Origin of the sequence: Niallia taxi (genome assembly GCF_032818155.1) — a bacterium.
Classification (GTDB): domain Bacteria; phylum Bacillota; class Bacilli; order Bacillales; family Cytobacillaceae; genus Niallia; species Niallia taxi_A.
Window position 1 is genome coordinate 707,709 of sequence record NZ_CP102589.1, and the last position, 14,684, is coordinate 722,392.

Here is a 14,684-nt window from a genome sequence, read left to right on the forward strand (position 1 = left end):
TATGAACAGAACTATGCTTATTGCTACAAATACATTGACACAATTGCAAAAACAAATGGATACAATCAGCAATAATATTGCCAATGTCGATACGAATGGCTATAAGAAAAAAAATGCTACATTCACTGATTTGCTTGTACAACAGGTTAATAACCAAAAGGATACGACACAGGAGGTTAACCGCCAGACACCAAACGGTATAAGACAAGGTAACGGAGCAAAGATAGCGCAAACCCAAACGGTTATGACACAAGGCGCATTAAAAACAACAAACCGCCAATTGGATACTGCATTTACGTCAGAAGGGCAGCTTTATCGTGTACTTGTGCAAAATGGCCAGAATTCAGAGGTACAGTATACAAGAGATGGCGCCTTCTACTTAACGCCAGTATCGAATACAGAAAACATGCTTGTCACAAAACAGGGATATGCAGTGCTTGATGAAAATAATAATCCGATTATGCTCAATAAAGATGTGAATGAGTACTCCTTATCTAAAACAGGAACACTTCTTGCTAAGCTTAACAATGGCCAGACACAAAACGTTAATCTTGGTGTATCTGCTGTCAACTATCCTCAATTCCTCGAAAAGAAAGGTGATAACCTGTTTGGGTTGCCTACTAACTTAGATGAGCTTAACATGACAAGAGATCAAGTGCTGACTGATTTGGATGGAGCACTTCGAGGTGGGGTTGCTGTCTCACAGAATGTTCTTGAACAGTCAAATGTTGATTTGAGCAAGGAAATGGTTAACTTGATGTCGACACAGCGCTCCTATCAGTTTCAATCAAAAGCTATCACAATGGCTGACCAGATGATGGGGCTAGTGAATGAGATACGCTAAGAGGGAGATTAAATAATGTCAGCTAATACAAGCAGTCAAGAATTGATAAAAACACGAGAGCAGTTAAGGGAAGAGCGCGAAGAAAACAACCAACAAGAGAAGCCTTCTTCCAAAAGGCTTGGCAGAGTCCGGATGATTCCGATTTGGCTACGTTTAATCATAGTTATTGCCTTGATTTGTGTCAGCCTGACTGCAGGAGCTGTAATCGGTTATAGTGTAATTGGAAACGGAAAAGCAGGCGACACGTTCAAAAAAAATACATGGACACATATAATCGATCTTGTTGATAAAGAATAGGCATATAAATATTTTTAAAAAGGAAGGGGATTTCCCTTCCTTTTTTATAAGATAATTTAGTACAATTATACATAACCACATATTAGTAGGAGGTCATAATTATGTTAGACATAAATCAAATTAAAGAAATCATTCCTCATCGTTACCCATTTTTGCTGGTCGATCGTATTTTAGAGGTTGAGGAAGGCAAGCGTGCAGTCGGAATTAAAAATGTTTCTGCAAATGAAGAGTATTTCAATGGACATTTTCCAGAATTCCCTGTAATGCCAGGTGTGCTTATTGTTGAAGCTTTAGCACAAGTAGGTGCGGTGGCAATGCTTATTAAAGAGGAAAACAAAGGAAGACTTGCTTTCTTCGCAGGTGTGGACAACTGCCGTTTTAAAAAGCAAGTATCGCCTGGTGATCAGCTTCGTCTTGAAGTGGAAATGACACGAGTGCGCGGAAACTTTGGCAAAGGAAAGTGTGTTGCTACAGTTGACGGCGAAATCGCTTGTGAAGCAGAAATTATGTTCGCGTTAGGCGACAAGAAGGAATAATAAAAAAGGCATTAGACACAGCTTAAAGGCTGGTGTTTAATGCCTTTTTTTATAAAATTTTGGGAACGTACAATATCATGTAAGTTGTTCTTATTCTTGGACAAAATATCTATTGACCGTTAGTGGTCATTAAATTTGTAAGGAAAAGGGGACAATACAATGAGTAAATGGGTGAAGTTGTTAGGTGTTTCTGCAATGTCCGCAATGCTTCTTACTGGTTGTGGAGATAATGATGATCAAAGTCCGGCACCGGAAGATGATACAACTGTTGAAGACACAGATTCAACGGATAACAATATCATTCCGGACAATAACATTATTCCAGATGGTGACGGAAACAACCGTCTAAACAATGATGACGGGCTTAACAACAGAAATGGCGATAATGACAACAATATAGATAATGGTGATGACGGCTTTATTGATGATAACAATAATGACAATAATGACCGTAACACAGACAACGATCTTGACGCGGCAGATGATGACAATGATCCTGGCGAAGACATGATCGAGGACAAAAAAGATAGAAATGACAAGGATGATAAAGATAGCTAATCCTTTTAAACGAGGCTGGGACATAAGTATGTGAACCGCGTAAAGACCGAACTACTAAATCAACTATTGATTAAGTAGTTCGGTTTTTTGTTTTTAGTTTAAATACAAAAAATTAGAAATTTTAGTGGAATGGAGCGGAGGCCACTCGACTACTAAGGGAAATAGAGGAAAGGATGAGACCCCGCAGGCGAAGACGAGGAGGCTCCATACCTCCCCGCGGAAAGCGCGAGGACGAGCGCGCAATGAAACGACTAATTAGTCACGTGTTTCATTTTTCAAATTCAGATGTAATTTTATTATTCGTGTTTAGAAAGGTTATCTTTTGTTTTGTCCCAGCCTCATTTTTTTATTGTGATTTCTTTTCAAGGAAAAGCTGTTGTTTGCTGTGCATCAATTCCTTAAACCTTTCAGACAGTGCTTTACCCTCATATCCGCTCTCAAGGAGATGATCGAGCAGCATCTCTGCATAATCCTTTCGGTTTCTTTTCAGGCTTCCTTGGAGAAGCACGCTGATTGTGTCAGTAAATTTACTAATAGAATGAACAATAACTTCAAACGGTGCGGGGTCATTTTCCTTTTTAGATATTACAGCATGTACTAGCAGTTTCTGTCCATTGTTTAGAGCATTTTCAAAAAAAGAATAATCAGGGTGATCCATATATAATTCAATTAGCCAATTGTGATGGTCATCCTCTTTATTGATAATTAATCCGTCCAATATTGGTATTGCTGTTGCATTTTCACCTTGTAGCAATTGTATGGAGATAAGTTTGAATGTCTTCACTAGAAATGCCTCCCCCTCAAGTCAAAATCCTACTATTATTATAACTCAGATTAGCGCTCACTCCAAAGGACCCCTATTTTAGATTTTTGCCATAAAATGATTAGCAATTATTTTATGGCTTACAGTCAGGCTAAATATTTGTGTCATTACTATATTGATAAATTATTTAACATTTATACCAATATAATTGCAGGAGCAAATGGTAAAAAACTGTCATCCACTCATGCCTTGCGTAGATATATGTCGAATGGCAGGGAATGGTGCGGTAAATTACAACTTTTATATCAGTATAATTATGGCGACAAAAGGACTTTAGCCCCTTAATTGAGTGGAACAACTATGGTAATTTTATATGGTGTCAATATATTCAGAAAATATAGAAATATCGGGAGGGGAACCTTGATATGCAAAAAGGAAAAATATTAGTTTTTGTCATCATGCTATTTATGTTATTTTCCAATAGCGTCTTAGCTGCTGGCATACCGAACAAGGTAGGAAATACGAAAGGAAAAGACAATCAGCTTACTGTAAAAAAAATCAACGGCAGTGATGTGAAAGAGACATATAAAGATACAGACACTGTCCGGGTTGTCGTTGAGATGACTACAGAGCCAACAGTTGATTATGCCCAAAAGCAGGCCAAGCAGGTGAAGGAGCTGCCAAAAGCGACAAAGAAAAAGTTGAAAGAGGAGAAGCTAGCTGAGCAAAAGCAAGTAAAGCAAAAGGTGAAAAAGGAAAAAGTGAAGTTCACAGAAAGAGAAAGCTTCACAACTGTCTTCAACGGGTTTAGTGGTGAAATGAAATATGGTGACATTAAAACAGTGGAAAAGCTGCCAGAAGTAGCAAAAGTACATATCGTCAACAAATATGAAAGACCAGAAGAAGAGACAGATATGGTATACAGCAAGGAGCTTGTGCAAGCACAAGAGGCTTGGCGTGATTATGGCTTTAAAGGAGAAGGAATGATTGTTGGTGTTATTGACACTGGCATTGATCCGAAGCATAAAGATATGATTCTGTCAGATGCTACAGAAGGAGAGCTGACAGAATCTGAAGTGACCAAAGCAAAAACAGATAATGGTTTGCTTGGAGATTACTACACAGAAAAAGTGCCATACGGATACAATTATATGGATGAAAACAATATTATTCAGGATATTGCAGAGGGAGCGAGCATGCATGGAATGCATGTTTCTGGAACTGTCGGTGCAAATGGCAATGAAGAAAATGGCGGCATAAAAGGGATTGCCCCAGAAGCACAGCTTCTTGCTCTTAAAGTATTTGGTAATGATCCAAATATGCAGTCTACATGGGGAGATATTTATATTAAGGCAATCGATGACGCAATTATCCTCGGAGCAGATGTTATTAACATGAGCTTAGGCTCAACAGCAGGATTTGTGTCAGAGGACTCACCAGAGCAGCAGGCAATCAGTAAAGCTGTTGATAACGGTATCCTCATGTCAATTTCAGCAGGTAACTCTGCACATCTAGGCAGCGGCTTCGCTAATCCACTAAGCTCTAATCCAGACATCGGTGTTTCCGGTTCACCTGGCTTAAGCTATGACAGTCTTCAAGTAGCCTCAGTAGAAAACAGCTTTATGAAATTGGATGGCTTTAATTTCAAGGCTGGAGATGAAAATGGACAGGCTGCTTTTTTATCTGCAGGCAGTGTCCATCCGAATGATCTAAAACAGAAGGATTTTGAGCTTTTCTATGCAGGGCTTGGAAAGCCTGAAAACTTTAACAGTGATGCGAAAGGAAAGTTCGCCCTTGTTCAACGGGGAGAAATAGGGTTTGTGGATAAAGCTATAAATGCCCAGAATGCTGGTGCTGCTGGGGTTATCGTTTATAACAACACAGATGGGTTTGTTAGCATGGCAAGCGAACCGGCAATCAAAATTCCTCAACTGTTCCTTCAGAAAACGGATGGTGATAAATTAGCAGCTGTGTTACAGAAAAATCAAGCTGTTTCCATTAATTTTGATGGCAGTCAAGTGACAGCAGCTAATCCGGAGTCAGGGAAGATGAGTGCATTTACATCTTGGGGTTTAACGCCAAACCTTGATTTCAAACCAGAAATTACAGCACCTGGCGGACAGATTTATTCTACGTTAGAGAATAACCAATATGGCATGATGAGCGGAACTTCAATGGCTGCACCTCATGTATCCGGAGGATCTGCCTTAGTATTAGAAAGAGTAGACAATGAATTTGGGGTCACTGGCTTTGAACGCGTCCGAATTGCAAAGAACCTGCTGATGAATACAGCAGAGCCTGTAAAGGATATTGGCACAGTAAACAGTGCATTTGAATGGGACAACCCGTATTCACCACGCAGACAGGGCGCAGGACTAATGCAGCTGCATTCTGCCCTTCAATCACCTGTAATGATAACTGAAAATAAAACAAAAGAGGCAAAGGTGTCACTGAAAGAGGTAGGTAACAAGTTCAGCTTTACATTAAACGTAGAGAACTTTAGCGATAGTGCTGTCAATTATGATGTGACAGCTAATCTGCAAACAGATTTTGCTGCATATGGTGAGCTTGGATACAATGCAGATGAGCTAGAGGCACAAAATATTATTGATGGAAGCATTCTGATTGACGGAAAAAAAGAAAAAACAGTGAAAATCGGAGCAAACAAAAGCAAAAAAATCAAGGTGACAGTAGATTTGAGTAAAGCAAAAGTTGTAGAGCCATCATTGACAGGAAATTTTGAGACAACTGTTGATATTGATGACGTTTTTGAAAATGGCTATTTTGCTGAAGGCTTTGTGACATTCACAGACCCGACAGATACAAATGCAGACTTACATGTTCCTTATGTAGGTTTCAAAGGTGATTGGAACAAGGCACCGATTCTTGATGGAATGAAATATGATACAGATTCCTTCTATGGTATGGGTGGAGCTGTATCTACAGATGGAGAAGATTTCTCTTACTTAGGATATGACCCTGTTAATGACAAGTTCACGGAGGATGGAATCGCAATTTCTCCAAATGCAGACGGTACGCAGGACGATGTCATTCCAGTGCTTTCCTTCTTGCGCAATGCGAAAATCGCAGAGTTCTCGATTGTAGATAAAAACAAAAAAACGGTGCGCACTCTTCTCACAGAAGAAGAAGTGACAAAGGATTATTATGATGGTGGCAATGGAACAGCATACAAGCTAGACAGCGATTGGGCTTGGGATGGCAAAGTGAACAATAAGCTTACTGATGGTCAATACTACTATCGTATAAGTGCTACTATTGATTATCCTGGTGCTAAGCCGCAAGTTGTCGATATTCCAGTGAAGGTTGACACGAAGGCTCCTTCTGTCAAAGCGGAGCTGACAGAAAGCAATAAAGTGCTTGAAGTGGCAGCGGCCGATGAGAAAAATGGCTCTGGTATCGCTTATATCGACATTCAAAAGGATGGAAAAACGATATTAGAAAAACCGTTAAGCGCTGATGCAGCAAGCTATACATTACCAGAGGCATTGAGTCCTGGTGAAAGGGTAACAGTAATTGCATATGATTACGCAGGAAATACAGCAGATACTGAATTAGAAGCAGTTGACACGAAAAAGGATACAACAATACCTGTTATATCCTTAAATGACCCAGAAGCACTTGGTGTCTTTAATACATTAAAGGTACCTTTCACAGGAACAATTAAGGATGAATCAGCTATCAAGGAATTCACCATTGCAGGGAAAAAAGTAGCAACAACGTTTAATCAGGAAAAGGGCTTGTACGAATTTAACAGTACAATGTCATTCAAGAGTGGTGTCCACTCCTTTGAAGTGAAGGCAATTGATGCAGCAGATAATACGGCAGTCTTCAAAAGAACAATTATGGTTGATAATGAAAAGGCATCGCTGCAATTAAGTGGATTACCATTAAACCGCATCGTAAAAGCAAACACTAAAAATGTATCAGTTGATGTTACAGTAAGGGATAACTTTGATGAGCTGAAGCTAACATTAAACGGCAGCCAGTTGTATGCTCAAAAATTCAAAGAGCCGTATGCGATGAGAAGTTTGCAGAAAAAGCTCAAAAAAGTTAAGCTTGAGCTTGAGCCAGGTTTGAATGAATTCACTTTTGAAGCAACAGATCTTGGCGGGAATAAAACAGCCAAAACCGTTTATTTCTACAAGCTTGAAAAAACAGAAAAGCAATCTAATAAAACAGTCGTACCAGCAGATAAAGAATAATAAAACAAACCCCGGAGTCAAGATATCTCCGGGGTTGTTTTGGTTAATAAACAGGGGTGATCGGTCCATTCCTGCGGACGTATTTTCACCTGGTGTTCTTAGTTAAGGGAAACAAGATCCTTTAAATCATCTGTTGAAAGCTCTGTCAGCCAATTCTCATTTTGGATGATTTGATCATTCAATGTTTGTTTTTTCTCAAGCATAGCATCTATCTTTTCTTCCAATGTTCCTGTACAAATCATCTTATGAACATGAACAAACTTTGTCTGTCCGATTCTGTAGGCACGGTCTGTTGCCTGGTTTTCTACAGCAGGATTCCACCAGCGGTCATAATGAATAACATGGTTTGCTGCAGTTAGGTTCAGCCCTGTTCCACCCGCCTTTAAGGAAAGGAGGAAGATTGGAAACTCATTGTTTTGGAATTGCTGTATGAGTGTATCCCTCGTATTTTTCGGCACACTTCCGTTTAAGAAGGGCACATCTACATTATATTTCTTCTTAATCATAGCCTGAATCATATGCCCCATCTCAATATATTGAGTAAAGATCAGACAGCTCTCCTTTTGCTCAAGAATGGCATCAACCAGTTCTGACAGCTTCTCCATTTTTGTGGAGCGGTCAACCAATTGAGCAGGGTTCTCTTCCTTCAAGTAAAGGGCTGGATGGTTGCAAAGCTGCTTCAGCCTGCTCAGCATTTGCAGGACAAGTCCTTTTCGTTCAAAGCCTGTTAGCTGCTCTATTTTCACGAATGTATCGGAAACAAGCTGTTCGTATAATGCGGCTTGTTCTGGTGTTAAGCCACAATATTCCTTCTGCTCAAGCTTATCAGGCAGGTTAAGTGCAACCTCCTCATCCTTTTTCGTTCTTCTTAACAGGAATGGGCGAATGAGAGATTGCAGCCGTTCAATTCTTTCCTTTTTATTATCCTTTTCAATAGGAATAACAAAGCGTTTTTGGAATTGTCCGAGGCTGCCAAGATAGCCATGATTCGTAAAATCAAAAAGGGACCATAATTCATTTAATCTGTTCTCCATTGGCGTACCGGAGAGAGCAATATAATGTTTTGCCTTTAATTTACGGACAGCACGTGATTGCTTTGTCTGCGAGTTTTTAATGTTTTGCGCTTCATCAATGGAAATCGAGCTCCACGTTATCTGTTCAAATTGATCAAAGTCAATATGAGATAAGCCATATGATGTCAAAACAATATCGTAATGTTGCAGTTTCTCTAGGAATTCCTCATCCTTCAAGCGATTCGATCCATAATGCAAATAGATTTTTAAGGACGGAGCAAATCGTTCAATTTCCTTTTGCCAATTTCCCAGAACAGAAGTCGGACAGATAATCAATGCAGGGGAATGCTCATCTGTTTCTGTTTCCTTCACCTTCAGCAAGTAGGAAATGAGCTGAACAGTTTTTCCAAGTCCCATGTCATCTGCAAGAATCGCTCCGAATCCGTATTTACGCAAAAATAGGAGCCAGCTCATCCCAAGAATCTGGTATTTTCTTAATTCACCAAGGAACTTGCCTGGCACTTGTTCAAGGGGCAGGTTTTTGACTTCCTTTAATTGATGAATCATCGTTCGCCATTGTCTATTTAGCTCAATCTGAATTTTGGCAAATGCTTTCGGATTATCTAGCTCATCAACTGCGCCGTCATCCTGTTGGTTCAGCTCCTGCTCAATCAAGTCTCTTACATGAAGGCCTTCCTGTTCAGCCTTTTTCATGAGATCCTGAATTTGTCTAATGAAGGAAGGGTCAAGCTTAATCCAGCGGCCACGCACGAAGACAAGTCTGCGCTTTTCCTCGACCATTTGCTTGAATTCCTCTTCAGACAGGGTGACACCATTCATTGAAAAGCGCCAGTTATAATCAAGCATGGCCTGAAGTCCGACAAAGGAAGGACGGTGATTTGTCGTTGCAACCTTTGCTTTCACCTTCATGCTGGCACTTTTCATTGCTTGCCACCACGATGGGAGGAGAATATCAACGCCAAGAGCAAGTAATGTTTCACTGGCATCTGTCAGAAAGAGCCATGCTTCCTCCTCAGTGAGCTGATTTGTCATCCCGTTTTTCCCTGTAAGCCATGGGAAAAGGGAAATCCACCGAGCTTGCTCTTCTTCTATATAGCCTTCATATTCAAGCCATTTTGCTGGGATGCCCTGTTCTTCTATATCAATAACTTTATCAGGATTGCTTTTGGCTTTTAAAAATATATCGATATTCCACGTTTCATTTAGGTCAGCAGGCTCCACGAGCTTTATTCCTAATGTAAATGGATAAGGAGTACTTTTAAGTCCCATCCACTCCTGCCAAGTTTCCTCCGTGAAATAGCCAGACAAACTGGCAGGAGATATATTTGCATTCCGCAATGCATTAATTTTTTCGCCAAACGCCTGCTTGCTTTCTTCATTTGCATTTAAGTATTCATCTAATGAGTCATGGAACCATTTTTTAATAAATGTTAGGTTGCTGACTCCTTCTAATTCCTCCTGCAGTGTTTCTTCCCAGAAGGAATCAGTGAATTCTTCTGTAACACGATTAGGCAGTGCCCATTGAAAGGTGTCATTTTCCCAAGATTGGAAGTCAGGAATCCACTCTTTATTATAAATCGATTCAAACAGGCTTGGTGCGGCAGATAGGCAAACCTGCGCGGTGTCATTCCAATCCCATTCCAAATATCTGTTAAACCGTTCGTTTGCAAATAGTGTGACAAGCTGCCACGAATCGAGGGCGATTCCTTCAACACCATCGATAGTAACTGTTTTTAAAAATGTGCCATAGAAGCTTTCTTCATGATGTTGGAAAAGAAGGTTTTTCCAGTAGTTTGGATATAGGTATTCGTGATCGGCCTCTCCAGTTAAGAAAAAACCGTTGGCTTTATAATAATGAACGTTGATTTTTAAATAATTATTCTTCAACATGTATCAGTTTACCCTTTCTGCATTCTTCATGAAAGGCTCTTAAACGCTTCGTCCGATCAAGCGTCATTGTTAAGAACAGCTCAAATTGCTGTTGTTTTTTCAGTTTTTTATAGATAGTACGCAGTTTTTTCATCTGGCGGACAGCAATGCGGTAATGATCTCTGCTCTTTTGTTCAATATGTTCTTGTATTGAACGGTGATAAAGGGAGAGCAGCAGCTGTTGATCATGCTCCTGCAATGTCTTTATTTGCTCCTTTGATAGCATGTCGATACCAAGCCCCATATATGTGTATAGGTCAATCCATTTATCAAACTGCTTTTGTTCATACAGGAAGTCCTCATACTTTCTGTAGCTGTAAGGCAATGCTTGCATAAACAGGCGTTCTAAAATGTCCAGCCTATTTTTGGCATGACAAAATGGAGTGGCTGCCCTGATGCTCATACTTGTGAACTCATGGCAAAACTCAAATTCATTTTCCTGCTGCAAATAGCTTTTTATATGCTGGATAAATGGAGTTAAATAAAGCTCCAGCCTGTTCCATTCCCGTTTACTGTTTAAGATGTCGAGCCAGTACAGCATATATGGCATGATTTCCACTTGCAGCTCCTGAATACTCTGTCCAGCCTTAGCATCTTCTCTAAGTAATATCTGCAAATGGACAGCAGCAACTTTTTCAGTGAAAATGGGGGACGTGATTCCCTCTAGTTTACGCAGTTCATCTAGTCTCCATTGTTTTTTTGTAAACAGATTTGTCCATAATACCCGGTAAATTTGAATACTTTCAAAGGAAATTGTTTCGTGAATATATAGGATTTCTGTACTGTCATCTTTTAGTTTTTCCAAAAACAGATCGAAGGAAAAGGGAAAGGTGAAATTGGCCAGCCTATTCAAATATTCCTGCACTCCTTGGAGAAGATCCTGGAATATATGACGATAATACCGGTTGATGACCCCATCCGCATGATTTTTGTCCTTGCTCATGGAAAGAAAAAGTTTAAATGTAATAACATGCCCGACTAAAAGGTATAAATATTTCCACTCATTTTGTTGAGGAGCGGCGTTTTTTAGTTTGCGCATATATATATAGTACGTTTCAGAAATGCCTGCAGGCCTATTGCTGTTTTCTTCCATTAAAGTTTGGAAGGTATCTGTGAAGAATTCAAACCACTCTTGATAATCTGGTTCTTTGTTGGCTGGGTTCTTTAATAGGTCGCTTGCACGCATGAGCGGAAGGCTGCTTAAATCTACTGGCACTTTTTTTTGCGGTTGTCTCCAATCAGACAGCCATGTAGACACTTTTCCTGCCTGACCAAGCACAGAAAAGAATAAAGCAAGCTGATGCCGGCAGTATCCTTCAGCGAAACATGTGCAGGTGCTCATAGAAATATCGTGAATGTTCAGCATAGCTTTCGCTGGGTTAACATCTTGAATAATTCCTGTTACTGTCTCATCGTCCAGCTTTACCTGTGACACGTAATTTTGCCGATATAGAAGCAGCCCTTTTTCTACAATTTTTTGTGTTAAGGGATCACTTGAATCAAGAGCTTCTTGAAAGTTCTTGGCACAATGGCTTAAATGCTCTAAATATTGTTCGTGCAGCAAAAGTAAATCCCTCCAGAAAATCAGCGAAACGGGTTACATGAAAAGCTGATTCTTATTTATGATAATCAAGAACTTGGCGTTCGTTTCTAAAAAAAGTCCATTTAATAATTATAGCGTTTTTTTGAAGCAGATGGTAGGGAGGAGGCCGGAGAAAAATTGGATATAAACAAACAGACCAGCCTATCTGTAGGCTGGTCTAATGATTTTAAAATTAGTATAGTCGCTTAAAGCTGACAAAGTGCTTCTTATAATAGGAATTGTCCAAGCTTGTTTTTCTTACACCGTCAGAGTCGGCATGTACAAACTGGTTATTGCCGATATAGACACCGACATGAGAAATTCCTTCTTTATATGTCCCCTCAAAGAAGACTAAATCCCCAACTGCAGGAACATTCACATAAAAGCTGCGATCATAATATCCTTGTGCAGATAGACGACTGATTGAATCACCAGTTTGATTAAATAAGTAGTAGATTAGTCCGCTGCAATCAAAACCAGCTGTTGTGGAGCCACCCCAGACATATGGTATGCCTATTAAGCTGTTGGCTACAGATAGTAGGCTCTTGTTAGAGTTGCTGTTGTCCGAGATAAATTCTGGTTTGCTCGCATTCTCTTTTTCGACAGAGCTGCTTGTTTCAGTTAAGTTCCCTGTAACCTTTAATTTTTGACCTGGGAAAATAAGATCTGATGACAAATTATTCAACTGCTTTAGTTTTGCAACGGAAAGATTGTAGGATGATGCTATTTTGCCCAAAGTATCTCCGCTTTTAATCGTGTATGTACCTGTAGTTACAGTTGTTGTGTTATCTTTAGTAGAAGAACTGCCTGAGTTTGATGAATTATTGTTGTTACTGTTTGAACCAGTGGATGATGGTTTTGAAACAATAAGGACATCACCAGGATAAATGATAGTAGAATTGATGTTATTCCATTGCTTTAATTCCCCTAAAGTAATAGAGAACTTGTTTGCAATTTTTATCAATGAATCTCCTGATACAATTTTATACGTTTTTGTGCTTGTACTTGCTGTTTGTTTGCTTGTTGTTGTGTTCTTGGATGATGTATCTGAACCTGTTACATTAAGTTTTTGGTTAATAAAGATTAAATCGGAGGACAAATTATTATCTGACTTCAATTGCTTTACAGTTGTGTTGTACTTGCCAGCAATTTTGCTTAGCGTATCGCCTTTCTTTACTACATAACTACTAGCCGAGGCGTGGACAGAAAAAGCAGTCGATAGAATAGCAGCAGTAGCAAAGACTGTGACTTTTTTCTTCATTATTTTACACTCACTCCCAAATATTATGTTTATATAAAACTATCTTATCATAACGTATCGGCCTATAGTACCCATTTTCATAGAAAAGTAGGCTGTTGCAAGTAAAAATAGGTAATTACTCATGGTATTTTAGAAGGTTGTTATGGGAGATTAAAAGAAGGGTTCGTAATAGGGTATGATGGTGTTTTATATAAAGAAATATTAGGCTTGTACGCAAGATTTAAGTCTAGGTTAAAACTGAACTATTAAGCAATTATCGATGAATAGTGCAGTTTTTTAATTGGTATTTTTATGCTAAATACAATAATAGGAAAACTTAGTAGAATAAAGTGGAGGACACTCGACTGCTAATGGAAATAGATAGAACCCCGCAGGCGAAGACGAGGAGGCTAATCTTCCTCCCCGCAGAAAGCGAGTGTGCGAGCAAAATGAAACGAACTAGACTCTATTAAAACTCCTGAGTTCCTTTGTTTCGATGTCAGGTTAAGTCGTTTTTAGGTATGATATATTGTTTTGTTCTAACTAGTCATTAGAATGCTCTTTCCAACTGTCTATCTTCTCTTGAATATATTCGGTATATCGGGTATCCTTTACTAATTGAAAAATAAGCAGAGCTTCTTTCATATAATTGCTGGCAAGATTAAATTTCTCCTGCATTTCATAGTTAAATCCGATATGATAGTGAAAATGGGCCAGAAGATAAAGGTTGTCCTTTTTGATCGCCCAATCAATTCCCTTTTTACAATAAGTTATGGAGGATTCATATTTATTTAAGTCTGTCAGTGATTTAGCAATGTTGAAGAAAAGTCTGCTTTTAATGGTAGCATCCTGCAGATGAGGAATTTTTTGCAACTGAGACAATGCCTTGCAATAGATTTGCAATGCTTCCTCATTAAAACCTTCTTCATAATAAAAGATGCCTCTGCTGACGAAGATTTCTATTTCCTTTTCCGTAAAGACCTTGTCGAATGTTAAAGCTATTGCTTCATCAATAAGCTCAAGTGCCTTTTGAAAATCATGATCTACTTCATAAACATAGATGGCTTTGTGCCATAGAAGAATTTGATAGTGTTTCTTATTGCGGGTAAACAAAGGGTTTTTCTCTTCAGCTTCGACAATCTGCTTAATTGTCTCGTAGTCTGTATTTCGCCTTGCAGCTTTTAATTGTTCACTTGTTTCAATAACATAATCTAGTCTTGGAGTTGTGCCGATATCAAAGAAATAGTTCACGTCTATTCCTAATCTTTGCGAGATTAAGTACAATGTGGAAGAAAGCGGAAGGACCTCGCCTTTCTCTATTTTACTGATTTGCGCTTGTGTGCAGATGTTATGTGAAAGTTCCTTTTGTGAAAGTCCTACCTGTTTTCGCAATTCCTTTATTTTCTCTCCGACAGCTGAAAAATCCAATTCATCACTCCCTAAAAAAATATTCCTAAAGTTATATTTTTGTGCATCTGCATGTAAAAAAGCCTAAAAAAGAGGCTATATCACTTGAAATCAGTCATAATCACGAATACACCTATTTATATAATATGTTTTAATAGATTATATCGCAATATATTAAGAATATTTTGCTTTTTAGAGAAGTGCCCACCTACGCCTTCTTTAAGCAAGGAGCACTATATGCCTTAATTGAGCACTCTTAATAGAAGCTATT

General features: G+C 39.1%; 10 protein-coding genes. 5 read left to right on the forward strand and 5 right to left on the reverse strand.

All coding sequences use genetic code 11. The features are described 5' to 3' along the window. Position 1 precedes the first annotated feature (1 nt). The 4 genes from NQZ71_RS03560 (at position 2) to NQZ71_RS03575 (ending at position 2,235) form a co-directional block, all read left to right on the forward strand. Positions 2-844, forward strand: coding sequence for a flagellar hook-basal body protein (locus NQZ71_RS03560; RefSeq protein ID WP_317011305.1), 843 nt, complete (start codon positions 2-4; stop codon positions 842-844). Between the two features lie 15 nt (positions 845-859). After that, positions 860-1,141: a DNA-directed RNA polymerase subunit beta gene (locus tag NQZ71_RS03565; protein WP_144455156.1), complete on the forward strand. Its 282-nt coding sequence runs from the start codon at positions 860-862 to the stop codon at positions 1,139-1,141. Positions 1,142-1,242: 101 nt separating this feature from the next. Continuing rightward, the gene (gene fabZ, locus NQZ71_RS03570; protein WP_127739027.1) at positions 1,243-1,677 is read left to right on the forward strand and encodes a 3-hydroxyacyl-ACP dehydratase FabZ; all 435 of its coding nucleotides are present in this window, start codon (positions 1,243-1,245) and stop codon (positions 1,675-1,677) included. Positions 1,678-1,836: 159 nt separating this feature from the next. Then, the gene (locus NQZ71_RS03575; RefSeq protein ID WP_144455157.1) at positions 1,837-2,235 is read left to right on the forward strand and encodes a hypothetical protein; all 399 of its coding nucleotides are present in this window, start codon (positions 1,837-1,839) and stop codon (positions 2,233-2,235) included. A 346-nt stretch (positions 2,236-2,581) separates the two neighbouring features. Here NQZ71_RS03575 and NQZ71_RS03580 read toward each other — a convergent pair whose 3' ends face one another. Further along, the gene (locus NQZ71_RS03580) at positions 2,582-3,019 is read right to left on the reverse strand and encodes a YwpF-like family protein (RefSeq protein WP_144454202.1); all 438 of its coding nucleotides are present in this window, start codon (positions 3,017-3,019) and stop codon (positions 2,582-2,584) included. Between the two features lie 404 nt (positions 3,020-3,423). Between NQZ71_RS03580 and NQZ71_RS03585 the strand changes: the two genes are divergently transcribed. Then, positions 3,424-7,221 carry a S8 family serine peptidase gene (locus NQZ71_RS03585; RefSeq protein ID WP_317011306.1) on the forward strand — a complete coding sequence of 1,266 codons (3,798 nt, stop codon included), beginning with the start codon at positions 3,424-3,426 and terminating at the stop codon, positions 7,219-7,221. A gap of 98 nt (positions 7,222-7,319) precedes the next feature. On the opposite strand, the gene NQZ71_RS03590 is transcribed toward NQZ71_RS03585, so the two are convergent. The 4 genes from NQZ71_RS03590 to NQZ71_RS03605 all read right to left on the reverse strand — a co-directional run bounded on the left by NQZ71_RS03590 (position 7,320) and on the right by NQZ71_RS03605 (position 14,434). After that, positions 7,320-10,145, reverse strand: a complete 2,826-nt coding sequence (locus NQZ71_RS03590) for a DEAD/DEAH box helicase (RefSeq protein ID WP_275008374.1) — start codon at positions 10,143-10,145, stop codon at positions 7,320-7,322. Continuing rightward, positions 10,132-11,748 (reverse strand): SWIM zinc finger family protein, encoded by a 1,617-nt coding sequence (locus tag NQZ71_RS03595; RefSeq protein ID WP_317011308.1) that lies wholly within the window; start codon positions 11,746-11,748, stop codon positions 10,132-10,134. The genes NQZ71_RS03590 and NQZ71_RS03595 overlap by 14 nt, the downstream gene beginning before the upstream one ends. A 211-nt stretch (positions 11,749-11,959) precedes the next feature. Continuing rightward, positions 11,960-13,027 carry a C40 family peptidase gene (locus tag NQZ71_RS03600; RefSeq protein ID WP_317011309.1) on the reverse strand — a complete coding sequence of 356 codons (1,068 nt, stop codon included), beginning with the start codon at positions 13,025-13,027 and terminating at the stop codon, positions 11,960-11,962. 522 nt (positions 13,028-13,549) lie between these two features. Beyond that, complete coding sequence (locus NQZ71_RS03605) at positions 13,550-14,434, reverse strand: helix-turn-helix domain-containing protein (protein WP_144454197.1); 885 nt, start codon at positions 14,432-14,434, stop codon at positions 13,550-13,552. Positions 14,435-14,684: the final 250 nt, after the last annotated feature.